Below are 25840 nucleotides of genomic sequence, written 5' to 3'. Positions count from 1 at the left end.
TTATTCGCTGGCTGGACCTTCTATGCGCTATTATACAACATTTTACTATAGATTAGAGGGTCATGCATCGTTCTTTTCCCCGTTATGCAGAGGATCAGTACAAGCGTTATTGCATCGAAAACAAGTCAATCAGGGAGGACTGGTCTTGTGCAGTTGAAAGAGTACATCCGTTTGATCCGTAAAAGAATGTGGTTGATTGGTAGCATCGTATTGCTGGTATGTACTGTAGTGGGCATAAAAAATGTATATTTTACCCCGCAGATTTACGAAGCTACCGCAAAGCTCATTATCAACCAGACGCCACGACCGGATCGTGCAGGTGTCGTTGATTACAGTGTAGTTCAAACGAATATAGCCTTAACGAACTCCTATAAGCAAATTATGATCTCCTCGGCGATTATGGATCAGGTGGTCGCCAGCTTCCCCGACCTTAAGGTCACTCCGTCAGCTTTGGCGTCAAAATTAAGAGTGAACACCGCAGGTGATTCACAGGTCATGGATGTAACAATCCGCGATTTATCGTATACGAAGGCTGTGAAAACCGTCAATGCGGTAGCCAAAGTATTCAAACGGCAAATCCCCTCTATCATGAAAATGGACAATGTCACCATCCTAAGCGAAGCCAGTCTGAATGATCCAGCAGTTCCCGTGAACAGTAATCCCGCTATACAGATATTTATTGCTTTTGCCACCTCTTTATTGTTGGGAATAGGCTTGGCGTTTTTGCTGGAGGTACTGGATGATACATTTAAGAATGAAGAGGATATTGAAAAAGAACTCGGTCTGCCTACCCTATCCCTGATTACGAAAATGAAAAAAGAAGATAAACGCTCCGACAGCTCCACTACAACTCCTAAACAGGTAGGTGAAGGGCAATATGCCGCGATTAATCAATAATCAGCTCGTTACATCCCTACATGCTCAGTCTTCCGTTTCGGAGGAGTACCGCATGCTTCGTACTAACATCCAGTTTTCTTCTATAGACGAGCCGATTGAGGTTATGATGGTGGCGTCCGCTCAGGCGGGTGAAGGTAGAACGGTCACGATTAGCAATTTGGCTGTAACCTATGCGCAAGAGGGGAAAAAGGTGCTGATTATGGATATGGATCTGCGTCGTTCCTCTTTGCACCATATGTTTGGTTTGCGTAATCACACGGGGCTGACACGGGTGCTTGCCAATCAACAGGCATGGCAGGATGTGGTTCAGGAAACCGGGATTGACCATCTGCATGCAATTACAGCCGGACCGAACCCGCCCAATCCGTCCGAGATGCTCAGTTCCCGCAGAATGAATGCTCTGCTGGTTGACCTAAAAGAACATTATGACGTGATCTTAATGGATACGCCGCCGTTGCTGTCCTTTCCGGATGGCTTAATTATAAGCGCTATGTGTGACGGAGTCATTCTGGTGGTGCAGGCAGGGAAAGTCAAAAAGGATATCGTCAAGAAAGCAAAAGCGAATTTGGAAAGAGTAAAGGCGCGCATTCTGGGTGTAGTACTTAATAATGTGAAGCGTTCGAATACCCGCGCCGAGCGGGGGATGGAGGAACGCAATCTGACATGAATAAAAAGGAGGAAAATGATAGTATATAAAATTCTTTTAACAATGTATAAATAATACTTATCAATAAGGAGCGAGGTGATGAGACGTGTCTTCTTCCCGCTCGAACGAGGCCGAAGTGCTGGGCGCGTCAGTGGATGTTTATTCGGTTGCTCATGGGCTTGAACGGCGGCAAGGATGGAACGTATACCCGTTCGTGAAGCGAAGCATGGATATTATATTGTCTTTCATTGGAATCATCGTGCTATGCCCGGTATTTCTGCTTGTCATTTTGCTGATTAAGCTGGAGGACCCAAAAGGAAGTGCAATATTTTATCAAGTACGTATTGGAAAAAACGAGCGGCCGTTTCGCATGATCAAATTTCGTTCTATGGTGTCTGATGCCGAAGCCAGATTGTCTGCACTGCTGGTGGAAAATGAAATTGAGGGTGCGATGTTCAAAATGCGGGACGATCCCCGAATTACCCGTGTGGGTCGCTTTCTTCGCAGAACGAGCATCGACGAGCTGCCACAACTGTTCAATGTACTACGTGGGCAGATGAGTCTGGTAGGACCCAGACCCCCATTGCCAAGAGAAGTCCATGATTACACAGTGAGGGATAAGCTGCGTCTGACGGTTACACCGGGCTGCACTGGTCTATGGCAGATCAGCGGTCGTAATCATCTAAGCTTTAACCAGATGGTAGAACTGGATTTGGAGTACATATCCAGACGCAGTTTCCGCACAGATATGATCATTATGCTGAAAACATTTCGTGTGCTGCTAGGCTCCAAGGATGCGTATTAAAGTCTTTCATTTTCACGAAGAAGGTAGGGGATAAGTATGGATCTTCATTCCAACATATATGTAGCAGGGCATAACGGACTGGTGGGTTCCGCTATTGTCCGAGCGCTTCAGGATGCGGGTTACCGTCATATTATTACTCGCACAAGCCGTGAGCTGGATCTACGCAATAAAGAGGCAGTAGATCATTTTTTTGAAACAGAGCCTGTGGATTATGTATTTCTGGCAGCGGCCAAGGTTGGTGGGATTTTGGCGAATAACGAATATCCGGCTGATTTTATCCGTGACAATCTGCTTATACAAACGAATGTGATTGATGCGGCATACCGGGCGAATGTAGGCAAGCTGTTATTCCTCGGCTCTACTTGTATCTATCCTAAATTTGCTCCGCAGCCGTTGCGGGAAGAATATCTGCTTACAGGTGAACTGGAGCCTACTAATGAGGCCTATGCAATTGCTAAAATTGCCGGGATTAAAATGTGTCAGTCTTACAACCGTCAGTATGGAACCCGGTTTATTTCTGTGATGCCGACGAATTTATACGGTCCGGGCGACAACTTTGATCTCCAGACCTCTCATGTGCTGCCTGCGCTCATCCGCAAGTTTCATGAAGCCAAGCTGAATCAATCTCCGACTGTCGAAGTATGGGGCTCAGGTACGCCGCGGCGAGAATTTCTTCATTCTGATGATTTGGCTGAAGCCTGTCTGTTCCTGATGAACAATTATGAGGGAAATGAAATTGTAAATATCGGCGTAGGTGAGGATATCTCTATTCGTGAGCTGGCTGAACGAGTGAAGAATGTAGTCGACTATGAGGGAGAAATTACCTTTAACACCTCCGCTCCTGATGGAACGCCGCGTAAGTTGGTAGATGTATCCCGAATTTCCGAGCTGGGTTGGTCGGCGCGTATTTCACTAGAAGAGGGATTAAAGTCTGTGTATCAGGCATTTCAAGGTCTGGATCTGGTTGAACAATAAAAAAACGGTGGGGGAATGGGAATGAAAAAAGCGCTGATCACAGGGATTACCGGACAAGACGGGTCCTATCTGGCTGAGTTGCTGCTGTCCAAGGATTATGAGGTGTACGGGGTGCGCAGACGAACCAGCACACCGAACTTTGAAAATGTAGCGCATATCCAGAATGACATCCACTGGCTTTCCGGTGATATGACCGATCTGGCTTCATTGATCGAAGCCGTCCGTCAGTCCGACCCGGATGAGGTCTACAACTTGGCTGCTCAATCCTTCGTAGCGGCCTCATGGCCGCAGCCGTTGGCTACAGGTCAGATTACAGCGCTGTCTGTCACCAATATGCTGGAGGCGGTTCGAATTGCCAAACCGGAAGCGCGCTTTTATCAGGCGTCAAGCAGCGAGATGTTCGGTAAGGTGCTGGAGACACCGCAGACAGAAACGACTCCGTTTTACCCACGTAGTCCCTACGGTGTCGCCAAAGTATACGGCCATTGGATTACAGTGAACTATCGCGAAAGCTTTAATATGTTTGCTTGCTCTGGCATTTTGTTCAATCACGAATCCCCACGCCGAGGACTGGAATTTGTAACGCGTAAGGTGTCGGATGCGGTAGCTCGTATCAAGCTGGGGTTGCAGCAGGAGCTGCGCATGGGAAATTTGGATTCACTGCGAGACTGGGGTTTTGCAGGGGATTATGTAAAGGCGATGTGGCTGATGCTTCAGCAGGATCAACCGGATGATTACGTCATTTCCACGGGAGAAATGCATTCTGTGCGTGAACTGCTGCAAATTGCCTTTTCCCATGTAGGCCTAAATTATGAGGATTACGTCGTGATCGATCCTCAATTTGTCCGTCCGGCAGAGGTAGATCTATTGCTCGGCGATTGTGCCAAGGCGAAAGAAAAGCTGGGCTGGCGATTGGAAGTAGGCTTCGAGCAGCTCATTCATATGATGGTGGATACAGACTTGGAGCGGGTAAAAAGGCAGGCTGCAGTTGAAGCTTCTGTCGTCGTGTAAGAGATGGAGAGGCCATCCGCCTGGGCGGGGGTCTCTTCGCTGTACGCAAGGTCATTTTTCAAGATGGAGTAAAACCTATGACATTAGTCGAAAAACGCGCCAAACCGCGCAGAAGTTTGCTGGTGAATACATCATGGCTGTTCGGTGACAAAATGATTCGCATGGTGTTCGGCCTGGCAGTCAGCATCATCATGGCGAGAGTGTTGGGACCAGAGGAACTGGGAAAGTGGAATTATGCGGAATCCTTTTTCGGGATGTTTCTGATTTTCACGACCCTTGGCTTTGATTCTATATTAGTACGCGATCTTGTCAAAGACCCCAAGGATGAGCATGAGCTATTGGGTACGGCGGTTCTGCTGAAATTGGTAGGTACTCTGATAGCCATTGTACTGTCCTATTCCTTCATTTCACTGCTCAGACCGGAAGACAGTTCGGTGCGGTTGATCAATCTGATCTTGGCTACGGCCTCGGTATTTCAATTGTTTGATATCATCGACTACTGGTTTCGTGCGCAGATGCTGTCCAAATACACGGTCGTTGCCAAGAATACCGCCTTTGTTCTCGGCTCCACCATCAAAATCATTCTGTTGTTGTCCGGTGTTCCGATATGGGTGGTGGCGTTGTGTGCTCATGGAGAGTTTCTATTGGGGAGCCTGCTGCTGCTGTATTTCTTCCGTAAGGAAGGACGACGTGTGAAGCGATGGACGTTCCGCTTAGCCACAGCTCGGCGAATTATGAATCACAGCTGGCCGCTTATACTGTCATCTTCCGCTGTATATGTACAGGCACGGATCGATCAAGTCATTATCGGTGAACTGCTGGGGAACGCTGCGGTTGGGCAATACTCCGTTGCACTCCGACTCATCGAAGTGCTGGGCTTCATTCCGGTTGTTCTGACAACGGCCTATGCTCCAGTAGTAACCCGCTCCAAGCAGAAAGGAAGCGACGAATACAGACAGACATTGTCTACGGTGTATCGCCTGATGTTTATATGCTTTCTTGTGACCTCGGTACCTTTATTTTTTCTATCCCAATGGGTAGTGGTTGTGCTGTATGGGAAAGAATTTACCGAAGCAGGTTCGCTGTTGTCTCTGTTTGCGATTCGTCTGTTTTTCACTAACTTCAGTGTTGCTAAAAGCTTGTTTATTACCAATGAAAATTTGTTCAGATACACGCTGCTGACCTCGGTGGTGGGGGCGGTCACGAATATCGCTTTCAATTACGCGCTAATCCCGTTGCTTGGTGTCCGAGGGTCGTTAGTGGCGACGATCTTGTCCTTTACGATATCTGTATTTCTATTAGATTTGCTATTTAAGGAAGTTAAATCTAATTTGGGTTGGATGATGAAGTCCATCCTGACCTTCTGGCGTGTTCATATTACAGTACCGAAAGTTGGAGAGAACAATCATGATACCCATTAAACCGTTTGTTCGGCATGAGGAACAGTGCCCGCATTGTGGAAGTAAGGTACGTGGTGGAGAGGTGCTGTGGCAGGGAATCCATGTATGTGTCAGCACTGCGTGTGAGGGGTGCGGACGCGAATATCTCGAGGACATGAGGGTCGGTCATGCCACGTATTCACCTTATCGTGTAGAAATGCCTGACTATATTCTGACAGGTGATGCGAAGTCGAGAAAATGGCTCGGAGAGCCTTTGCGGCAATCGTTGATGAATCCTTCCTATGACTTAGCAGTCGGCATGACTGTGCATAAAATGAAAGCTTCTACACGTGTGATTATCATCAACACAATGGATTATTTGTATGGCCATGCTTTGCTCAAGCTGCTCAATGTGCAACGCGAATACGAGCAATCGCCGGACCTGGGCATCATCGTCATTGTGCAAAAGTCGCTGGAATGGATGGTGCCAGCATATGTGTCTGAAATTTGGACGGTTGATGTGCCGTTCAGCAGGGCACGAAACTTTTATCCTGTGTTACATCATCGGATGATTGAGGAACTGATGCGCTTTGATGAGGTGTATGTCAGCCCGGCATATTCACATCCCAATCAGTTTGATATTGAGCAGTTTACAGGTGTCTCCCGCTATGACGAGAGGCGTGAGTCGGAGCCGCGCATTACCTTCGTATGGAGGGAAGATCGCTTGTGGAGCGGCAGCCATCATATCGCAAGAGCGGTACAGAAATTTCCGCAGCTCAAGCGTGGGCTAAAACCGCTAATTTATCATCAGCGCAGTAAAATCATACGACTGTTCCGCAGGCTGAGAGAAAGCTTCCCAGATCATCGTTTTACAGTCGCTGGACTTGGGCGTACCGGGAGCTTCCCGGCATGGATTTCTGATGAGCGTGTCACACGCTTTGACCGGGAAAGTGAGCTGCGGGTCTGCGAGGTATACGCAGCCAGCCGATTAGTGATCGGCATCCACGGCTCTAATATGCTGCTGCCCTCTGCGCATGCTGGCATGACCATTGATTTGATGCCCAAGGACCGATGGGGGAATTACGCTCAGGATATTTTATTTCACGAAACCGATCATCGGCTTACGGCCTACAAATACCGCTTTGTGCCGATGGAATCGAGTGTGACTTTAGTGGCGGATATGGCAGCTGCCCAGCTCAAAGGGGCAGACCATTTTAATATGCAGATGATGGAGGAAAGGCAGCGTGAACATTCAAGTTGGAGGGGAAAGGCCGCTTCGGGGCGGGTTTGATCCTGGAGCAACTATTGTGGATGGAAGGCCGCTTCGGGACGGGTTTGATCTTCCGATCGCTGTTGACGTGGGATTCCTTTGTTTGAATAAAGCCCTACAGAGGGCGGAATCCCTCGTCAAAGGCGACCGCTTCGCTTCTTCAGATTCAAATCCTTACCCTCCGCTACCCACCGCCGCCAAAAAGAATTTCCCCCAGCCCATAAGGTGGGGAAGGTAAAAGCCGCCTGGCGATAGCTTCGCCCTATCGCCGCGAACTTCTCGCCTGGTACGCATCTCGGCATAATTAATGCTCTGTACCGTTCTCTGTCAAAGTGACAGCGTTCAGTGGATATCAATCTTTTAGCAGGCAGCAATCAATCCTAGTTAAGGTGTCTTGCTTGGTTAACCCGGCGGTAGTAGCTCTATGCTGTTCAATCGTTTATCGCTAATGTGATCGGTATACAAGGTAGCGCGCGGTCAACGGCTGCATGCATTCGCTCGCGTATATCTGCGCAGCGGGGGCACTTCATGCCAGCATTCCCTTTTTTTAAAATGGGGTGACTTTATGGACCCGGCGGTCAGCAGCGGAGCGGTCCATTTGAATCTGAAGAAGCGCTAGCGTTCGCCTTTGCAGTGGGATTCTTACCTCAGAGTGTTTTATATATCCAGGAATCCCACTGCAACAGCGATCGGAAGATCAAATGGAGTGCGCAGCGGTCTCTAAACCCCGCCGCCATAACTCACCCAATATGAAATGGCAGGAGCCCTGATGATGATTCAAAAAATATTGTATCTCCGCAATTTTGCTAGCAAGGTGAACGGGGACTCATACAATTTACAGGAAGTCGGTTTGGGCAAAGCACTCGTTCGAAAAGGCTATGATTGCGATATTGTTTACTACAACGATCGTAAGGAAACCCATCTGGAACAGGTCTACCGTCACGAAGGATGCACCCTGCGTATTATCTGGCTCCACGGGTTTAAGTTCTTAAGCAACAGCATCTACAGAGATGTTCTCAAAGATTCTTTTCTGGATGCTTATGGTCTGGTCATTACTACAGAATACAACCAGATCATGACCTATCTGCTTTCCCGCAAATGCCCTGATAAGCTGGCGTTGTATCACGGCCCATACCGGGATAACACGCACGCGCTGATCCGCAAACTGTACGATATTATGCTGCTGCCGAAGGTAGCAAAATCTCTACGCCGTACCTATGTCAAATCCGATCTGGCCAAGTGCTATTTGGAGAATAAAGGTTTTGACAACGTGGTTACGATTGGAGTCGGACTGGATCGCAGTAAAGTAGAGAGAGCATTCGACAGTGACACCAGTAACAACAGTGAAGACATAAGCGGAGAACGTGAGGAAAACCGTGAGGTCGCGAATGAGCTGCGTCGAATCGGAGATCGTCCGGTGCTACTGTATGTTGGTGTACTGGAGGAACGGAGAAATATACGTTTTATGCTGAGTACGTTCAAAAGGGTACTCCAAAAGCATCCTAGCTGCCTTTTGTTAATGGTGGGGAATGGACGGAAGACGGACACAGACCGCTATTGGACATATGCTCATGAACTGGGAATAACGGACAGTATTATACATTTTTCAAGAGTGGAGCAACGTCATCTGTGGCAGGTTTATGGAGCGGCGGATGTGATGCTGTTTCCGACCCAATACGATATTTTTGGTATGGTGCTGCTGGAAAGCATGCTGTTTCGCGTCCCGATTATCTCTTCGGTAAACGGGGGCTCGGTTACCTTGATTGAGGACGGAGTGAGCGGAGTGATGCTGAGAAGCTTTTCAGAAGAGGAATGGTCTGGTCGGATAGGCGCTTTGCTGGATAATGCTGAGCTGAGACGAAGTATGGCGGAGAAGGCCTTCCTTACGGTCGAGCGTATGTCGTGGGATCGCATTGCGGATGAAATAGTAAGCCATCAAGGGATCAAGCCCGGGAATTCTAACCGCGTTATGCAATCAACGCAGGAAAGAGGGGCAGCCACGTGAGCCAACAGGTCAGCAGACAGATGAACCCTCCTGTAAGCAAGGTGCTGATCATCCATAACTTTTATCAGCAAAGCGGGGGAGAAGACAAGGTTGTCGAGCAAGAATCGGCTATGCTGCGTTCCAGAGGAATAGAGACAGAGCATTACTATGTGCACAACGACAGCATTCAAAGCAGAGGGCTAGCGAACATGGCAAAGCTGGCAGTAGAGGCGGCATGGTCCCTGCCGGAATTCAAAAGAATTAAGAAGCTGCTTTCACAGGTGAAGCCGGATGTGGTGCATGTGCATAATTTTTTCCCAGTTATATCTCCTTCGGTCTATCATGCTTGTGAACGGCTGGGGATTCCGGTTGTCCAGACACTGCATAATTACAGGCTGATTTGTCCGGCGGCAACCTTTATGCGAGGGAATAAGGTTTGTGAAAAATGCCTGCACGGCACGCTGCTGCACTCCATCCGTCATGGATGCTATCGAGGTTCACAGCTTCAGACGATTCCGGTGGCGGCGATGATTAAGTTCAACGATCTGATCGGCACATGGCAGCACAAGGTAAGTCGCTATATTGCGCTGACGGAGTTTGCACGGGACAAATTTGCCGAAAGCGGTATTCCGCTGGATCGTATCGCCGTAAAGCCGAATTTTATCCATCATAAAAAAGTGAAAACCCAGTATGACCCGAATGATCGTTATTTGTTGTTCGTGGGGCGGATTTCTGCTGAAAAAGGGGTTCGCAATCTGCTGCAAGCCTGGTCACAGTTGGAAGATCGGGGGGGATTTAGACTGGTCATCATTGGGGATGGTCCGGAAAAGGCTGAATTGGCCGCTGCTTATCCGCAGGAAGATGTTCGGTTTCTCGGTAAGCAGGATGGAGACACGGTACTGGATTGCATGAGCCGAGCCATGTATGTCATGGTGCCTTCCATTTGGTATGAAGGATTTCCCATGACCATTGTAGAGTCTTTTTCTGTTGGAACCCCGGTATTATGCAGCCGGCTCGGCGCACTGGAGGAAGTCGTGGAGGACGGGGTGACGGGTTTCCATTTTCAACATGATGATTTGGAAAATATAAAGACTGTGATTCGCTGTGCAGTAGCCTATGAAAACTATGCAGCTATGAGACAGAAGGTGTCGGAAAATTATGCTGCACGCTATACGGAAGAAGTGAATGTAAAGCAGCTGATGGCGATATATAGCGAGGCGATGGAGGAGCGTGATTATGAAACAGCTGCCCCAATATAGAGTCGGAAGGATTGCGGATGCAGATATTGCAGCACTTACGTTTCAGGAGACGGTACACATGCTGGAACAATGGGCAGTCGAACGAAAGGACGGCTATGTATGTATTTGCAACACACATTCCATTGTCACAGCCGGGAATCATTCCGAGTTCCACAAAGCGCTCACTCAAGCCGATTTGTGTACTCCGGATGGTATGCCGTTGGTATGGGCGCTTAAGCTGTACGGATTTGAGCGTCAGGATCGGGTAGATGGTCCCAGTCTGATGCTCAAGTTGTGCGAACGTGCGCCACAGACGAAGGTGAGTATATATTTTTACGGCAGTACGCCGGATACGCTGGATAGCTTAAAAGAAAGAGTAGAACAGGATTCCCCCGGAATCCGCATCGCGGGCAGCTTTTCACCACCATTTCGTGAGCTTCACCCAGATGAGGAGGAGCGGATCATTGATGAAATCAATGCGTCCGGCGCGCATATCATATTCGTCAGCTTAGGCTGCCCGAAGCAGGAAATATGGATGCATCGAAACAAAGACCGCATTCATGGCGTGATGATTGGAGTAGGGGCGGCCTTTGACTATATCACTGGAAAGGTTCGTAGACCGCCACTAGCGATACAAAAGCTGGGGCTGGAGTGGCTGTATCGTCTGATCTGCGAACCGAAGCGATTATGGAAGAGGTATGCCTATAACAATCCGATGTATGTATACCGTTTTCTAAAATCTTATCGGCAAAACAAACGGCTTACGCTTTATCATAATCGGCTTGCAGGAAGAGATATAGAGAAGTGAAGTCGGTAAAAGCAGGATGCAATGAGACAGCATGTAAAAGGGGGAGTTGCTTTGAAGCTATGTGTAATTGGTGCAGGGTATGTCGGGCTGGTGTCGGGGGTCTGCTTTGCCGCACTCGGGAATACCGTCGTCTGTGTAGATCAGAATGAGGACAAAATTCATGAGCTGCGTGCAGGTGGGGTGCCGATTTATGAACCGGGATTAAAGGCTCTAATTAAAGATAATGTAGAACAAGGTCGACTAAGCTTTACAACAGATACGGCAGCTTCGGTGGAGGCAGCTGAAATTGTTATTTTGGCGGTCGGCACACCTTCGCTGCCAGGCGGAGAAGCGAACCTGTCCTATATTGAAGAAGCCGCCTGCGAGGTGGCAGACGCCATGAATGGCTACAAAATAATTGTCACCAAAAGCACGGTGCCTGTCGGAACGAACGAACGTATTCAAAATTGGATTGCGAGCCGCACAAATTATCCGTTTGGTGTGGCTTCGGTTCCCGAATTTTTACGTGAAGGTTCAGCAGTCATAGACACCCTACAGCCAGATCGAATCATCATCGGAGCTTCCGATCCGCATGTGTCCACTGTGCTGACTACACTGCACGAACCGTTGACGACAAATATCGTAACCACGGATATCCGTTCGGCGGAGATGATCAAGTACGCGTCGAATGCTTTTTTGGCGACCAAAATTTCGTTTATTAATGAGATTGCAAATATTTGTGAAAAGGTGGGCGCAGACGTTACACGCGTGGCACACGGTATGGGGCTGGATCAGCGGATCGGTTCCTCCTTTTTGTCTGCTGGTATCGGCTATGGGGGTTCCTGTTTTCCCAAGGATACACAAGCTCTGATCCAAATTGCTGGCAACGTGGACTATGAATTCAAGCTGCTGAAATCTGTGGTGGAAGTGAATCAGGGGCAACGTTTTAACGTGATTCGTAAGCTAAAAGAGGCGCTGGGTGATCTGGAAGGAGCCACGATTGGCATATGGGGGCTGGCCTTTAAACCGAATACAGATGATGTAAGAGATGCCCCGGCGCTGGATATTATGCAGTCGCTGCTGGAGGCAGGGGCGCAAATTCGTGCATATGACCCGATCGCTACCGCTAACTTCCGCAGACTGCTGGACAGCTCGGAAGTAACGTGGGCAGAAAGCGCACGGGAAGCAGCAGAGGGATGCGACGCACTGTGTCTATTGACGGAATGGGAGGAGTTTGGTGAAATCGGGCTGGGTGAGCTGAATGAGCTTATGAAATATCCTATTATGATCGACGGACGCAATGTGTACAGCGAGGAGCAAATCAGACAATCCCCCTTTGCATACTATTCTGTCGGTAGGCCACAGATGAACAATCTGGATGTAGATCGTTATCAGTCTGTAGTAAATCCGTAAAGGGGAGGCTGCATATGAAACGATGGCTGAAGATGACATTGGGGGCTGCGGCGTTATTGGTCGTAGGGGCTACTGCCTACACCGCTTATGTGTATCATTCCTTTAAAACAGCGGCGAATGCGATGTATCATCCGCGCAGCATCGTGCAGCCTGGGTCGGTTTCTACCCTTGCAACGGGCGGAGCAGGGCGATCCGTAGATACAGACTCTGGATCAAGTACACCCAATCCGGCAGCCATCTCCCAGTTCAAGCCGTTCACCGTGCTGGTACTGGGCGTAGATCGGCGGCCTCACGATCCAGGACGATCGGATACGATGATCGTCTTGTCTGTTAACCCTGCCGAAGGCTCTATGTTGATGTTCAACATCCCACGTGATACGCGAACAGAGTTGATCGGCAGGGGGCGTGAGGACAAAATCAATCACGCTTTTGCTTTTGGGGGCGTGGATATGTCGATCCGTACGGTAGAGCATTTTTTGAACCATCCGATAGATTACTATGTACAGATGAACATGGAAGGGTTTGCGAAAATGGTGGACCTTGTGGGGGGAGTCGAGGTTCATAACCCACTTGATTTTCAATATGAGGGCCATCATTTTGCGCAGGGTAATTTGAACTTGAACGGGGCTGAGGCGTTGGCCTACGCCCGTATGCGTTTTGATGATCCACGTGGGGATCTCGGAAGAAATGCTCGCCAGCGGGAGCTACTCAAGCAAATTCTTGCCCAGTCCATCAGCAAGGAAGGGCTGTTGAGGGTAAAACCGATACTGGAGGCAGCGGGGGAGCAGATTCGCACAGACATTACCTTTGACGATATGACCACCTTCCTGACCCGGATCGGTCCGTCCCTCAAGCAGACGGATACCGTTGAGCTGAAGGGACATGGGCGTAAAATCAACGGTGTGTATTATTACATTGTGGATGAGCAGGAACGCCAGCGTATCCATGGAGTGCTGGAGAAGCACATGCTTACCGAGGCCATATCGCCTTAGGTAAGCCTTATGTAGACGGGTGCCCTATTGGGAGGTCACCCGTTATTTTCTTATAAAGTCTTCTAAAAAAGGCTTGTCCCACATACATCTGTAGAGAATTCGGTATAGTCCAACAGAGGGAGGGGCAATGTGTGCTGTTTAGAAGGAGAGCGGCTTCGGCGTTCGTCCGTAAGCTATTATATTTTGCAATCATATGTGGATTGTTATGGTTGCTGTGGCTGGGTCTGCATGGGGTGATGTCTACAGGCGAGGGCGATCAAGCGGTAGAAGCACTGAACGAGTTCTACACTATGGAGCAATCGGGAAATTTCGGAGGCTCATGGGAGCTTTTTCATTCGCAAATGAAAAAGAAATTCGAGAAGTCCACGTATGTACAGCAGCGTGCGCACGTTTTTATGCAGGATATGGGGACGGATACGTTCACGTTTGAACTGGGGGAGCCGCAGGCTGAATATGACATTCGTACCGATCAGAATGGAGAAGAGTTAGGGAAAGTTTACCGTATTACGGTCACTCAGCATTACAAGACCCGATTCGGTAATTTTGATATCGTACAGCCTTGTTATGTGACGCAGGAAGATGAGAAGTGGCGGGTGCTTTGGATATACAAGGACAAGGAATAGAGGTTGCGTGGTGTTTCTAAAAGGTTAAATATGGTACAATACTTCCAAAACCGGAAATGTACAGTAAAATGGATCACAGCTTCACTCCGGATGGAAGGAGTTTCAAAGCATGCAGCAAGCGACAGGACAGGTTCCCGTCATACGTATGGAGGGTGTGAGTAAAATCATTTCCTCAAAAGCGATCGTGGATGATCTGACGCTGGAGGTTCCGGCGGGGCAGGTATTTGGTTTCCTTGGACCCAATGGTGCGGGAAAAACGACCACCATCCGTATGATGGTTGGCCTGATTTCGATCAGCAAGGGCGATATTCATATTTGTGGAGACAGCATTAATACCGATTTTGAAAAGGCCGTTGCCCATGTCGGCGCGATTGTTGAGAACCCGGAGATGTACAAGTTTTTGACAGGCTATCAAAATTTGCAGCATTTTGCGCGAATGTCTCCTGGCGTGACCCAAGAGCGCGTGGAAGAAGCGATTCGTCTGGTGGGACTCGGAAATCGGATTCACGATAAAGTAAAAACCTACTCGCTCGGGATGCGGCAGCGACTTGGGGTAGCTCAGGCGATTTTGCATCGACCGAAGCTGCTTGTGCTGGACGAGCCGACCAATGGCTTGGACCCGCAGGGTATTCGTGAACTGCGGGATTATTTGCGTCAATTGACCCGTACGGAAGGAATTACTGTATTCGTATCAAGCCATTTGTTGTCCGAGATGGAGCTGATGTGCGACCGTGTAGCTATTATTCAGAGCGGACGGCTGGTTGATATCAAGCAACTGAAGAATACAGGGGAGGAAGTGCATAAGGCGGAAATTGCTTTTGAGGTAAATGATGCCGAACAAGCTTATGCGCTTGCTGGAGCAGGGCGCGTCGAAGGTAATCAACTGCTGCTTCACCTGGAGCGGGAACAGATTGCAGAGATGAACAGCCTGCTGGCTGCAAATGGCATTAAAGTATATGCGATTCGCCCGGTTGCCCGTACGCTGGAAGATCAATTTTTGGAAGTGACGGGAGGCGGGGTCATTGGGTGATTTCTTCAAGCTGGTACATAACGAAAATCTGAAAATTTACCTGCGTGTGCGCACATGGATTATGCTGGGATTGCTGGCGGTCATCACTGCTGTGATTCCGATGCTGATTTCCTTGGTTTCCGATCAGGTCAGTGTGTGGGATGGGATTGCGTTGACGACGTTGTTTACATTTTTCCTCAATACGACGTTTACGGTCATTGTAGCCGCTGATTCGGTGGCTGGTGAATTTACTTGGGGAACGATTAAGCTGCTGCTCATCCGACCTTGGACTCGCAGCAAAATATTGTTGTCCAAGTATATATCCGTGATTTTGTTCAGTTTGCTCGGAACGATCATTTTGATTTTGATGGTTACGCTGTCCTCATGGCTGATGTTATCCAAGGATGCACCAGCGGGTTCTGTTCCGCTGTTCAGTGATCCGATATCTTACGTAACACTGAACTTCTTGTATAGCTATATCGCCTTATTCGTGACGATGGCCTTTGCTTTTATGCTGTCCGCTGTTTTCCGTTCCAGTGCCTTGGCGATTGGGCTGTCACTGTTCATGATGTTCACCAAAACAGTTTATAACACGATTGGCTTGTTCAGCACAGATCGTTTTGAATGGACCAAATACGTTCTATTTACGCATATGGATCTGAAAAAATATTTAGATATGCCGCCGGGTACAGTAAGTTCCAGTCTAACCTTTTCGCTCACCGTGCTGGCCGCCTATTATGTGATTTTTATCGCCATTGCCTGGGTGGTTTTCGTAAAACGGGATGTTTCGACCTAAATCGAAGTGCCATAGAGTAACACAAAGGACGTTCAAATGCCTAGCATTTGGACGTCCTTTTGTTATTTAAGAATTTTACAAAATCCTCATTTAAGACTATTTTATCCTGTATATATGTCATTTTTTACTACACATTCTACGTGCAGGGGTATATTGTAATCTATTTTCAGCAAGAATCAATCAATAGGGTCACTTTGCGTTTAAAGAGGTAGAGAGAAACAGAACAGAGGGGGGCCGCATGATATGCTGCAAAATAATCGTTTTTTTCGTCTGACTACGGGTATTGTCATGCTATTACTCATCATTTACTTGGGCACCAAAGTAAGCTTTATATTCAGTCCTCTCGTATCTTTGGTCAGCTTGCTGGTTGTACCGTTGATGCTATCTTTTTTCCTCTATTATTTATTGAGGCCGATTGTAGATGTAATGGAACGGAGAAAAATCAAACGATCTATCTCCATCTTGCTGATTTATTTGGTCATTGGAGTGTTATTGTTTGTTTTCTCATGGGGTGTGTGGCCTACGCTGCGTGATCAAGTTACCAATTTATTTGAAAATGCGCCGAAGCTCATTAAAAGTCTGGTTGATCAATTGAGCCAATGGCGGCATAATCAATCCTTGAGACAAGTGCTGCCTCCGGGTGAAGACCCGCTGTCACAACTGTCAGATACGTTGAACGAAGCTTTTTCGACACTGTCTGATTATTCGGTAAAGCTGGTATCGTTCGTGTCCTACTTTTTTATTGTATTGGCTACCTTTCCAATATTGCTCTATTACATGCTGAAGGAAGGGAGCAAGTTTGGCCCTAAAATGCTAAACTTCTTTCCAAAAAAATATCACAAGGACGCATTGGAGGTTATGGAAGATATCGATAGTGCACTCAGCAGCTTTATCGTGAGTCGGGTGCTGATTAATGTCGCGTTGGGTGTGATGATGTTTCTTGGATTTTTAATTATTGGCTTGCCTTATGCCTTGCTGCTTGCCGTTATTTCGATTTTTCTTAATTTTATTCCCTATGTGGGGGCAGTGGCTGCTTCTATACCTGTGGTTATTATTGGATTACTCGAATCACCTTCGATGGCACTCTGGTCCCTGGTCGTGGTGATCGCTGCACAGCAAATTCAGGATAATTGGCTGTCACCTATAGTTTTTGGCAAGCAGCTGGATATTCATCCGTTGACTGTCGTTATTTTACTGTTAGTTGGTGGCGACCTGCTCGGGATTCTGGGTATCATTTTGGTGATTCCATTGTATATGTGCGGAAAAATCGTCATACGCAAGGTGTACCAATTATTTTTGGAACGCAGAGTGGAGGATATTATGGAATGAATGGAGAATGCACTGGATTTAAAGGAGTATATACTGACTTTATCCTGCTTCGGATTGCAGAGCGGCTTGGCTATCCTCCTTGTTTTTGCTGAAACTAGATTGGGTTTCGTCGTTTGACTCATTCGTAGAAGTTGACAACTCTACATCCTTTGTTCGGTTCATTTGAATTGTGCCGTCCAGTATACCGCCTTCAGAAATGACCAATGCAGTGGTCGCGGTATTTCCGTACAGTTCACCTGTCGGCGTAATGGTCAGTCGTCCTTCTGTAGTAATGCTGCCAAACACCTTACCGGCAAGAATGACGTCTTGTGCGATGATATCCGAACGTACAACAGCAGATTCTCCAACGACGACAGTACGAGTGCTGCGGATATCGCCCTGAAAATGACCGTCAATCCGAATATTGGCCTCTGCCTCAACTGTACCTTCAAAGCTGGTGCCATTAGCGAGCAGTGTATCCATAGCTGGGGCGGAGAGCTTTTTTTTGGATTCCTTGAACATGATGGTTTTCCCCCAATCTTTTATTGTAAATATTTTCAAAAATCCTCATTGTACATACAGTAATGGATCGACAGGTTGGTTATGCTTGACGATCTGAAAATGAAGATGAGGTCCTGTGCTTCTCCCGGTACTTCCCAGCAGACCGATGGTCTGTCCTTTGTGGACACGATCCCCCGGAGCCACCTGCATGCCGCTCAGGTGCATATACCAGCTCTGGAGTCCGTCAGGATGCTGGATGATGATGCACTTGCCGCGGGCTCCGCTAGAAGCAGCCTCCAAGACGGTGCCGGCTCCTGCTGCATAGACAGGATCACCGGTTTGTCCGGCAATGTCCACGCCTGAATGGAAGGCAGATCTGCCCGTAAAAGGGTCGCTGCGATAGCCGAAGCTGGAGGTCATTCGCCGTGAACCTACAGGCCAAACGGAGGGATTCCCTTGCTCGGCAAGAGCCAGTCTACGAGTCTGGAGTAGCTGTGCGGCTTGTTTGCGCTCCAGATTCTGCTGTACGGCATTTGCTTGCTGAATAGAGCGGGGAACCGTACGTTCCACCGTGTCCAACAGAGATTCGATCTCCTGAAAATCATCCATTGCCTGGCGAGTTAGGAGGGCAGTATTTTCATGCACTGCGATCAGCTCGCCCCCGATATGGCCGGAAGCATCCCAGGAGAGCGGCGTCATGGTCTTTTTATGGTTACTTGTGGCAGATGAGTTTCCGTGTTTTCGAATGAATTGCTGCATTTGCTGTTCCAGCTCCGTTACACGCTGGAGGCGTTCACGAATATTGGTGGCTTGATTCGTCAGCTCCATGACTTCCTGCCGTAGTCGCCCAATGGCTGCATCCTTGTCCGCTACCGTGACCTCCATCTGCAAACTCTGGACAGCAAGATTCGTTTCCATTTGGGAGATAATATGGGAAGAACGGATTTGCAGCCCGATCACGAGTGTAGAGATAGACGCGATCACAAGAGTTGGGACGAGAATGACAGCGGCTGTAGAGCATTGTAGCTGCTTGGGCGGTTGCTGTGCATCCCGAATAACAAGCAGGGTCATCCGGCGATTTAGGCTTCCTTTTTTCATAATCGCTCCTTTCCGGACATCGCTCCTATAGTGCTTGGTTACTATCTATTCAGCTTAAGAGCCAAACATGTCAAAAAAATTGGAGCTTAGTATAAAACGTAGATGAGGATTTTGCAAAATCCTGAGATATATAAGGAGGCTTAGACATGCTGTGGTTGCTGTTGGTTTTAATTGTTTTTATTTTTCAGACCGGGACGATCCTGCTCTTTGAATTTCGCAAGCCGTCCAAAGCGGTAGCCTGGCTTTTTATTTTGTTTTGCTTCCCGCTCATTGGCTTTGTCGTGTACTACTTTGTTGCACAGGATTATCAGAAGCGCAAAATGGTTCGAAAAGGGGGATCGCAGCTGTTTCGTGAATTTCGCGAGCGTCTGTGGGCGCAATCCAAGGTGATTGAACATGTGGAGCAAATGCATAATCCTCATTTCAAGCATCAGGAGCGTCTGTTTAACCAGTTAATTCGTATGTCAGAAAACCCGTTGACTGGATGTAATCGCACACGTGTGCTGACGAACGGTGAAGAAACCTTCGAGGCTATGCTGACAGCGATGGAACATGCACAACATCATATCCATGTGGAGTTTTACATATTTCGGGCCGACGAAATCGGAAGAAAGTTTCAAGAGGTCATGATCCGCAAGGCACGTGAGGGAGTAAAGGTACGATTCGTTGTGGACGGTGTAGGAAGCTACCATTTGCCCTATTCCTTTATTCGTACCTGTAGTGAGGCGGGAGTGGAATTTCATTATTTTCTACCTCCGTTTTTCGCCACGTTGGACCGCCGGATTAACTATCGCAATCACAGGAAAATCGTGGTGGTGGACGGCATGATCGGATTTGTGGGAGGGATTAATGTAGGCGACGATTATCTCGGAAAATACCCCAAAGTGGGATTTTGGAGGGATACGCATTTGCAGATTGAAGGAGATAGCGTTTATTTTCTGCAAAATGCATTTCTTAGCGACTGGAAGCTGGCCTCAGGGGAAAGGCTGATGGATGTGAATTTATTTCCTCCACATACCTGCACTGGGGATGAGGAAGTACAGATTTTGAGCAGCGGTCCCGATCAGGTTTGGGATACGATTCAGGAAATGTGTTTTGGAGCGCTCACAGTTGCCAAAAAGCGGATTTGGATTACGACGCCGTATTTTATTCCCGATCTGGGGATTTATGAGGCGCTCAAGCTAGCAGCAGTCAGTGGCGTAGATGTGAAAATTATTATTCCCTACCAATCCGATTCGAAGCTGGTTCATCTGGCGTCTTTATCCTATGTGCAAGAATTGCTGGAGGCAGGGGTGGAGTTCTACCAATATCGAAAAGGATTTATTCACGCCAAAGTGGTGATTGTCGATGATTTACTCGGCTCGGTCGGGACCGCCAATATGGACATGCGCAGCTTTTTCTATAATTTTGAGTTGACCGCTATAGTTTTTGCTAATTCAGCACTGGAACGGCTTTCGGAAGATTTTGTAGAGGACATTTCCAACTCCTCACGCATAGATTTAAACGTGTTCCGCAGACGGCCTCGATCTCAGAAAATAGCTGAAATTCTAACTCGCATGCTCTCTCCACTCCTTTAAAGGCGGTTTTCGCCGTTTTTATCGATATAATCCCGCTTTATTGTGATTTATGTGCTCTTTGCTAACTTTTTTGCGCAAAATCACAGTTTTATGGTATACTATTCATATAACACAAGCGCGGTAAAGGAGAGGGGACTGCGGATAGCAGCCCCTTTTTCGGTCCAATATACCATACTGTAACGGGGGGATTTATATATGAGTGTAGTGAGCAAGGAAGTTCAAAATCTGTCTGAAATCACAGATGTAACCGGAGAGTTGACCAAGATCAGCAAAATTCCAGCTAATCCGAAGAACAAAGCAAAACGCCTGTTTCAGCGTGCGGCCATGATTATTTTTGGTGCGACGCTTATGGCAGTGGGCCTCGAAATATTTCTGGTTCCTAACGGCGTTATCGACGGAGGCGTCACAGGTATTTCCATCATGGCCTCCAAGATTACTGGCTATCCACTCGGTATTTTCCTGACCCTGTTGAACCTTCCATTTTTAGTTATCGGCTACAAACAAATCGGTAAAACCTTCGCTTTATCCACATTATTCGGCATTATCGTGATGTCCATCGGTACCGCGTTACTTCACAATGTAAGTGCATTGACTCCTGGCGAACCACTATTGGGTGCTATCTTTGGGGGCGTCATTCTCGGCGTTGGGGTGGGTCTTGTGATTCGGTCCGGCGGCTCGCTGGATGGAACAGAGATCGTAGCTATTCTCGTCAGTGAAAAAACTCCTTTTTCGGTCGGTGAGATCGTACTGTTCGTTAATATCTTCATTCTGGGAAGTGCAGGTTTTGTGTTCGGTTGGCCGAATGCCCTGTATTCCATGATTGCTTATTATATTGCCATGAAAATGATTGATATTACGATTGAAGGTCTGGATCAGTCCAAATCGGTCTGGATTATTAGTGAAAAATACCGTGATATTGGGGATGCCCTGACAGATCGTCTTGGACGGGGCGTAACTTATCTGGAAGGTGAAGGCGGCTTTACGGGCGAAAGCAAGAAAGTGATTTTCGTCGTCATTACCCGACTGGAGGAAGCGAAGCTGAAGAGCATCGTTGAAGATTGGGACCCACACGCTTTCGTTGCGATCGGTAACATTCACGATGTGAAGGGCGGACGCTTTAAGAAAAAAGGAATACACTAGCGCAAGGGGACAATTTCTCAGCCTAATGGCTGCGGGGTTCGTCCCCTTTTTTGTTCTTCCAAGCATGGATCAGGTTCGGTGTGCCTTGGTGCGCATATGCTTGAGGACGTCTTCTACGGGCTGGGGAGGAACCTTGTCGATCAAGTCGCCTACCTGGTTTAGTCGTTCCTCAATATTCAGCAAATGGTAGTCAAGTGGTGATACATCTTGCCGTACCTCTTCCCATGTTAGCGGAGTGGAGACCGTAGCGCCGGGGCGTGCCCGCGGGGTATAAGGAGCGGCCAGAGTTTTCCCCTGATAATGCTGCAAATAATCAAAATAGATGGCTGTTCCCCGATCCTTCTTTAACCGTTCGAGTGTGAACAGATGCGGGTGCTTTTCTGTCACAAACTGTCCAACTAATAGCCCGATGCTGCGAAGTTCGTCGAAGGTTATGCCTGTACGGATCGGAACGATAATTTGTACACCTGTGGCCCCGGAAGTTTTGGGGACGGAATCCAAACCAAGCGAAGCCAGTACTTCACCGACAATAGAGGCTGCCTCCATAATACGTGGCTCCACCTCTCTGGATGGATCAAGGTCAATCATCCATTCACAGGGCAGCTTGCTTCCCGCTTCATGCAGAGAGGGGTGGAATTCCAACGCAGCTTGATTACCAAGCCAGAGAAGTTGTGGCAATTTGCCGAGCACGATATATTCAATACCATCATGCAGAGCGGTTTCAATATAGTCCGGCCGAGGACGTGGGGCATTTTTCTGATAAAAAAAATCACCGTGAATCCCATGTGGCCAGCGGATGACGGTCAGCAGACGATGATGGCAATATTTGAGCAGGAAGGGAGCCAATACCGCGAGCTTGCGAAGATATAGCGCCTTAGTCACGCCTGCTTCAGGCCACAGTGGTTTATCCGGGTTGGTGATAGGAATTTCCTGACCTTCAATGGTAATAGTACCTTTAACAGCTTGTCCCATAATGCTATCCTCCTTTGGCTAACATGCAGCAAAATCTTTATTTACAGGCTGATTGTTGCACTTATAGATCTACATATGGTTTAACATGAACGTGAAGTGCTGAATTTATCCATCAAAGGGATTGACAAGATACATTATGTATCATAAATTTATAATAAAAAATACGATATGTATCTATTAAAGTGTCTTGAGCAGAGGTAGAGGAGGAGTTTGCTTGATTGAAAAGCAAGGCGGAGGGCTGGTATTCCTGTTAAGTGTCCCTCGGAGTGGAAGCTCGCTGCTTACCGCCATTTTGCAAAACCATTCCCGCCTGTTTGCCACACAGGAAATGTGGTTTCTGCTCAGTTTATATGATCTTCCTCAGTCACATGCACGGCCATATGGAGGAACAGGGATACTTCGGCAATTTTTTAAAGGTATGGTTTCCTCCGATGTACTGGAGCAGGCCTCCCGTTCGTATGCACTTGAAATATATAATGGTCTGCTTCAAGGAACTACAGCAGATATGCTTATCGACAAATCCCCGCGTTACTATACGGTGCTGGAATTTATAGACCGTTTATTCCCTGCTGCCCGCAGGCTGTGGCTTATCCGGAATCCTTTAGCCATTGTGGCCTCATTCAAAAAGGTCAATCAGCTACGGAATGGACGTTTTCAACTGCTGGAGGAACTGGGGAGTCCGCATTTTAATATGAAAATGACGGATATTACGGTTGGTTTGTTCCGTTACGCTCATTATTTTGCTACACCTCATCCACTTGCATACCCGCTTAGGTATGAACAACTCGTATCCAATCCAACGATGGAGATCGAGAAGCTGTGCGGTTTTCTGGGGATCAAGTATGAGCCGGGGATGGAAAAGTACGGAGACTTTGCGGATACGCCCAAATCCAGTCTTTTTTATAGCATGGGAGCGGGTGATCCATTCGTAGGAGAGCATGAGCAGGCGCATCAGGATTCGGTACATAGCTGGCAACATTTGTTGAGTAAAACGGAAATTGAGCTATATTGCAGAAGCATTGGGTCCCGCATGTTTAGGCAGCTTGGTTACGCGGAAGCGTTGGAGCAGGCTGAGCAGATGACTGGAGTCCGCTTTGAAGAGGAGCCGGATATAGAGCTGCTGAGTCAACGTACACAACAATTTCTCCAACAAAGCGGCTTTGAATGGAAGGCAGCTTATCGGATGCTGGAAGACCGGGATGCAGATAACAGAGAACTTGTGATAAATGCAACCCGTCATACTGTACCTCAAGATCTGGCAAGGATGCAGGTGGACCAGATCGTGAACGATCGGCGGATCCAATCACTGGAAAACAGGTTGGCACATAGCTATGAGGAGCGGAACCGTCTTATCGCTCAGCTCCAAAGCTATCAACGCCCAAATCAAGGTCTCCGATCTCGCAGCCTCTTTGCCCGTAAGCTCGGGCGCTTGGCGTCTGTAGCGTTATCAAGCATAGGAAAAGAAAAAGGGGGAAGAACGTGAGTGCGATTGCCGGAATCTATAGCTTTGGGCATGAGTCCGTAAGCACCGAAGAAGGCGGGAAAATGATGCAAGCCCTGCGAAAATATCCCGCTGACCGCGTATGCGCTTGGTGCGAAGGCTCTATTTTTTTAGGTTGTCATGCCCAGCATGTGACCCCGGAATCTGTTCATGAGCGTCTTCCCTTCTATGATGAGCTAAGAGATTTGGCAATCACGGCGGATGCGATTATTGACAATCGTTCCGAGCTGTTTGAACGGCTGGGAGTTGAGCAGGAACGGCGGCAAGATATCACGGACAGCGAGCTGATTTTGCTGGCATATGACAAATGGGGAGTGGAAGCAGCCAGTTATCTGATAGGTGATTTTGCCTTTGTCATTTGGGATGCCAAGGAACATCGATTATATGGTGCTCGAGATGTGACAGGAAATCGTACGCTGTACATCTACCAACATGACCGAGGATTCGCGTTTAGCACGGTAGTCGCTCCACTTTTGGCCCTATCCTCTCTGCGAAAAGAACTGCATGAACCGTGGCTGGCCGAATTTTTGTCCATCCGTGCCATGCAGGAATCCGTCGATATCGGAACGACCGCATACAAGCATATCAACCAGCTTCCTCCTGCACATTGGTTCACTATGGAGGAGGGGAAGCGAACCCTTCATAAATATGCATGTCTGGATGAGGTAGAGCCACTGCGGCTCAAAACAGGGGGCGAGTACATAGAAGCTTTCCGCGAGGTGTTCACACAGGCGGTCACTGCCCGACTACGGACGCATCGCGCTGTAGGGGCTGCCTTGAGCGGAGGGCTGGATTCTGGGGCGGTTGCCAGCTTTGCCGCACCATCGCTGCACTTGCAACAAAAGCCACTGCATGCCTACAGCTATGTGCCTGTTCAAGATTTTACAGACTGGACACCGCCTACATTGCTGGCGAACGAACGAAGCTATATTCAGTCTACGGCTCGCTATGTGGGCAACATTCACGAGAATTATATGGATTTTGAGGGTAAAAGTCCGTTTTCTGAAATTGATATTTGGCTGGAACTCATGGAAGCACCCTACAAATATTTTGAAAACTCCTTCTGGATCAGAGGTTTTTATGAAAAAGCACAGGAGCACAATGTCGGTGTACTGTTGACCGGGGCACGAGGCAATTTTACCGTATCGTGGGGCCCTGCACTAGACTATTATGCCCGGCAGTTTCGTCGTTTGCACTGGTTGCAATCCTTTCAGGGGTTGTGGCGGTACAGCAAGCTTACGGGCAGGCGTATGTCTCATCTACTCCCTGTGATGTTGAAAAAAGCGACTTCGCTTGAATCTCGTTCATGGCTGCGGCGTAGCAATCGAAGTCCCGTTCCTTCACTGATCCACCCGGAGTTTGCCAAACGGATGCATGTAGAAGATATTCCTGTATTGAGCGGAACAGGCTGGATGAAAAACGCCGATCAGACGAGAAAAGAGAAATTTTCGAATTTGGCGATTGCTAACAAAAATGGTGTGGTCGCGACCAAACTTTCACTACGGTATGGCCTGTGGGAACGTGATCCGACCGGAGACAGCCGAGTGATTCGCTTTTGCTTATCGGTGCCTTTTGAACAGTATGTGCAAAACGGTCGGGACCGTGCCCTCATTCGTACGGCCATGCGTGATCATCTACCTGATGATGTTCGATTGAACCAGCGGGTACGCGGTGTGCAGCCTGCAGATTGGCTACATCGAATGCTTCCTTGCTGGGATACGTTTATGGGAGAGCTTCAACTGATGTGTCATGATTTACGAGCCGCCGAATATCTCAATATTGAGTTTATTAAGACGGCTATGGCGAAACTTCACCACCCCCGCCCTGAGCAGGCGTCTGATCCGAATATACGACTACTAATGCATAGCCTGATCGTGTACCGTTTTCTCTGTAGATTGAACTGATCGAACCTATCCGG

General features: G+C 48.1%; 23 protein-coding genes. 20 read left to right on the top strand and 3 right to left on the bottom strand.

Annotated elements, in window-relative coordinates; genetic code table 11:
• Nucleotides 1-147: 147 nt before the first annotated feature.
• The 16 genes from MKX30_RS15330 (at nt 148) to MKX30_RS15255 (ending at nt 17154) form a co-directional block, all read left to right on the top strand.
• Nucleotides 148-897 carry a YveK family protein gene (locus MKX30_RS15330; RefSeq protein WP_023987432.1) on the top strand — a complete coding sequence of 250 codons (750 nt, stop codon included), beginning with the start codon at nt 148-150 and terminating at the stop codon, nt 895-897.
• Nucleotides 878-1564, top strand: a complete 687-nt coding sequence (locus MKX30_RS15325; RefSeq protein ID WP_023987433.1) for a CpsD/CapB family tyrosine-protein kinase — start codon at nt 878-880, stop codon at nt 1562-1564. The genes MKX30_RS15330 and MKX30_RS15325 overlap by 20 nt, the downstream gene beginning before the upstream one ends.
• Before the next feature lie 85 nt (nt 1565-1649).
• Nucleotides 1650-2348, top strand: a complete 699-nt coding sequence (locus MKX30_RS15320; RefSeq protein ID WP_023987434.1) for a sugar transferase — start codon at nt 1650-1652, stop codon at nt 2346-2348.
• 36 nt (nt 2349-2384) lie between these two features.
• Nucleotides 2385-3323: a GDP-L-fucose synthase gene (gene fcl / locus MKX30_RS15315; protein WP_023987435.1), complete on the top strand. Its 939-nt coding sequence runs from the start codon at nt 2385-2387 to the stop codon at nt 3321-3323.
• Nucleotides 3324-3344: 21 nt separating this feature from the next.
• A complete protein-coding gene (gene gmd / locus MKX30_RS15310) occupies nt 3345-4334 on the top strand; it encodes a GDP-mannose 4,6-dehydratase (RefSeq protein WP_023987436.1) in 990 nt (329 codons plus the stop codon).
• 77 nt (nt 4335-4411) lie between these two features.
• Nucleotides 4412-5755, top strand: a complete 1344-nt coding sequence (locus MKX30_RS15305; RefSeq protein WP_023987437.1) for a flippase — start codon at nt 4412-4414, stop codon at nt 5753-5755.
• Nucleotides 5742-7004, top strand: coding sequence for a hypothetical protein (locus MKX30_RS15300; RefSeq protein WP_340858924.1), 1263 nt, complete (start codon nt 5742-5744; stop codon nt 7002-7004). The genes MKX30_RS15305 and MKX30_RS15300 overlap by 14 nt, the downstream gene beginning before the upstream one ends.
• Nucleotides 7005-7755: 751 nt before the next feature.
• A complete protein-coding gene (locus tag MKX30_RS15295; RefSeq protein ID WP_341063011.1) occupies nt 7756-8988 on the top strand; it encodes a glycosyltransferase family 4 protein in 1233 nt (410 codons plus the stop codon).
• Nucleotides 8985-10226: a glycosyltransferase family 4 protein gene (locus tag MKX30_RS15290; protein WP_341062958.1), complete on the top strand. Its 1242-nt coding sequence runs from the start codon at nt 8985-8987 to the stop codon at nt 10224-10226. The genes MKX30_RS15295 and MKX30_RS15290 overlap by 4 nt, the downstream gene beginning before the upstream one ends.
• Nucleotides 10204-11013 carry a WecB/TagA/CpsF family glycosyltransferase gene (locus MKX30_RS15285; RefSeq protein ID WP_341062957.1) on the top strand — a complete coding sequence of 270 codons (810 nt, stop codon included), beginning with the start codon at nt 10204-10206 and terminating at the stop codon, nt 11011-11013. The genes MKX30_RS15290 and MKX30_RS15285 overlap by 23 nt, the downstream gene beginning before the upstream one ends.
• 51 nt (nt 11014-11064) lie before the next feature.
• Nucleotides 11065-12405, top strand: coding sequence for a UDP-glucose dehydrogenase family protein (locus MKX30_RS15280; RefSeq protein ID WP_076264381.1), 1341 nt, complete (start codon nt 11065-11067; stop codon nt 12403-12405).
• Nucleotides 12406-12419: 14 nt separating this feature from the next.
• Nucleotides 12420-13397 carry an LCP family glycopolymer transferase gene (locus MKX30_RS15275; RefSeq protein ID WP_068938662.1) on the top strand — a complete coding sequence of 326 codons (978 nt, stop codon included), beginning with the start codon at nt 12420-12422 and terminating at the stop codon, nt 13395-13397.
• 131 nt (nt 13398-13528) lie between these two features.
• Entirely contained in the window at nt 13529-14020 is a 492-nt protein-coding gene (locus tag MKX30_RS15270; protein WP_023987444.1) for a hypothetical protein, read from the top strand.
• Between the two features lie 109 nt (nt 14021-14129).
• Nucleotides 14130-15050, top strand: coding sequence for an ABC transporter ATP-binding protein (locus tag MKX30_RS15265; RefSeq protein ID WP_068938660.1), 921 nt, complete (start codon nt 14130-14132; stop codon nt 15048-15050).
• Nucleotides 15043-15825 carry an ABC transporter permease gene (locus MKX30_RS15260; RefSeq protein WP_023987446.1) on the top strand — a complete coding sequence of 261 codons (783 nt, stop codon included), beginning with the start codon at nt 15043-15045 and terminating at the stop codon, nt 15823-15825. Before MKX30_RS15265 ends, MKX30_RS15260 begins: the two co-directional genes overlap by 8 nt.
• A gap of 243 nt (nt 15826-16068) precedes the next feature.
• Entirely contained in the window at nt 16069-17154 is a 1086-nt protein-coding gene (locus MKX30_RS15255; protein ID WP_023987447.1) for an AI-2E family transporter, read from the top strand.
• A gap of 39 nt (nt 17155-17193) precedes the next feature.
• Here the strand turns inward: MKX30_RS15255 and MKX30_RS15250 are convergent, their stop codons facing one another.
• Both MKX30_RS15250 and MKX30_RS15245 read right to left on the bottom strand, forming a co-directional pair.
• A complete protein-coding gene (locus tag MKX30_RS15250) occupies nt 17194-17655 on the bottom strand; it encodes a bactofilin family protein (protein ID WP_341062956.1) in 462 nt (153 codons plus the stop codon).
• A 45-nt stretch (nt 17656-17700) separates the two neighbouring features.
• On the bottom strand, nt 17701-18732 hold the full coding sequence (locus MKX30_RS15245) for a M23 family metallopeptidase (protein WP_023987449.1): 1032 nt from the start codon (nt 18730-18732) through the stop codon (nt 17701-17703).
• Nucleotides 18733-18878: 146 nt separating this feature from the next.
• Between MKX30_RS15245 and cls the strand changes: the two genes are divergently transcribed.
• A complete protein-coding gene (cls, locus tag MKX30_RS15240) occupies nt 18879-20309 on the top strand; it encodes a cardiolipin synthase (protein ID WP_028543093.1) in 1431 nt (476 codons plus the stop codon).
• A gap of 195 nt (nt 20310-20504) precedes the next feature.
• The gene (locus MKX30_RS15235; RefSeq protein ID WP_081384250.1) at nt 20505-21449 is read left to right on the top strand and encodes a YitT family protein; all 945 of its coding nucleotides are present in this window, start codon (nt 20505-20507) and stop codon (nt 21447-21449) included.
• A 69-nt stretch (nt 21450-21518) separates the two neighbouring features.
• Here MKX30_RS15235 and ligD read toward each other — a convergent pair whose 3' ends face one another.
• On the bottom strand, nt 21519-22421 hold the full coding sequence (ligD, locus tag MKX30_RS15230; RefSeq protein WP_013309189.1) for a non-homologous end-joining DNA ligase: 903 nt from the start codon (nt 22419-22421) through the stop codon (nt 21519-21521).
• 214 nt (nt 22422-22635) lie between these two features.
• On the opposite strand from ligD, the gene MKX30_RS15225 reads away from it, so the two are divergent.
• Together MKX30_RS15225 and MKX30_RS15220 are read left to right on the top strand one after the other, a co-directional pair.
• Nucleotides 22636-23904: a sulfotransferase family protein gene (locus MKX30_RS15225; RefSeq protein WP_341062955.1), complete on the top strand. Its 1269-nt coding sequence runs from the start codon at nt 22636-22638 to the stop codon at nt 23902-23904.
• A complete protein-coding gene (locus tag MKX30_RS15220) occupies nt 23901-25826 on the top strand; it encodes an asparagine synthase-related protein (RefSeq protein WP_076264378.1) in 1926 nt (641 codons plus the stop codon). The genes MKX30_RS15225 and MKX30_RS15220 overlap by 4 nt, the downstream gene beginning before the upstream one ends.
• Nucleotides 25827-25840 lie beyond the last annotated feature (14 nt).

The sequence above is a fragment of the Paenibacillus sp. FSL P2-0173 genome, from assembly GCF_038008045.1.
GTDB lineage: Bacteria > Bacillota > Bacilli > Paenibacillales > Paenibacillaceae > Paenibacillus > Paenibacillus polymyxa_B.
Note: the sequence above shows the minus strand (reverse complement) of the source record. Positions and strands in the feature narration are given on the sequence as shown.

Excerpts from the sequence above, each read along its gene's own strand:
- ligD (WP_013309189.1), bottom strand. The coding sequence starts at position 22,421 with ATGGGACAAGCTGTTAAAGGTACTATTACCATTGAAGGTCAGGAAATT.
- MKX30_RS15245 (WP_023987449.1), bottom strand. The coding sequence starts at position 18,732 with ATGAAAAAAGGAAGCCTAAATCGCCGGATGACCCTGCTTGTTATTCGG.
- MKX30_RS15265 (WP_068938660.1), top strand. The coding sequence starts at position 14,130 with ATGCAGCAAGCGACAGGACAGGTTCCCGTCATACGTATGGAGGGTGTG.
- MKX30_RS15325 (WP_023987433.1), top strand. The coding sequence starts at position 878 with ATGCCGCGATTAATCAATAATCAGCTCGTTACATCCCTACATGCTCAG.
- MKX30_RS15295 (WP_341063011.1), top strand. The coding sequence starts at position 7,756 with ATGATTCAAAAAATATTGTATCTCCGCAATTTTGCTAGCAAGGTGAAC.
- MKX30_RS15250 (WP_341062956.1), bottom strand. The coding sequence starts at position 17,655 with ATGTTCAAGGAATCCAAAAAAAAGCTCTCCGCCCCAGCTATGGATACA.
- MKX30_RS15300 (WP_340858924.1), top strand. The coding sequence starts at position 5,742 with ATGATACCCATTAAACCGTTTGTTCGGCATGAGGAACAGTGCCCGCAT.
- MKX30_RS15275 (WP_068938662.1), top strand. The coding sequence starts at position 12,420 with ATGAAACGATGGCTGAAGATGACATTGGGGGCTGCGGCGTTATTGGTC.
- MKX30_RS15285 (WP_341062957.1), top strand. The coding sequence starts at position 10,204 with ATGAAACAGCTGCCCCAATATAGAGTCGGAAGGATTGCGGATGCAGAT.
- MKX30_RS15235 (WP_081384250.1), top strand. The coding sequence starts at position 20,505 with ATGAGTGTAGTGAGCAAGGAAGTTCAAAATCTGTCTGAAATCACAGAT.
- cls (WP_028543093.1), top strand. The coding sequence starts at position 18,879 with ATGCTGTGGTTGCTGTTGGTTTTAATTGTTTTTATTTTTCAGACCGGG.
- fcl (WP_023987435.1), top strand. The coding sequence starts at position 2,385 with ATGGATCTTCATTCCAACATATATGTAGCAGGGCATAACGGACTGGTG.
- gmd (WP_023987436.1), top strand. The coding sequence starts at position 3,345 with ATGAAAAAAGCGCTGATCACAGGGATTACCGGACAAGACGGGTCCTAT.
- MKX30_RS15255 (WP_023987447.1), top strand. The coding sequence starts at position 16,069 with ATGCTGCAAAATAATCGTTTTTTTCGTCTGACTACGGGTATTGTCATG.
- MKX30_RS15305 (WP_023987437.1), top strand. The coding sequence starts at position 4,412 with ATGACATTAGTCGAAAAACGCGCCAAACCGCGCAGAAGTTTGCTGGTG.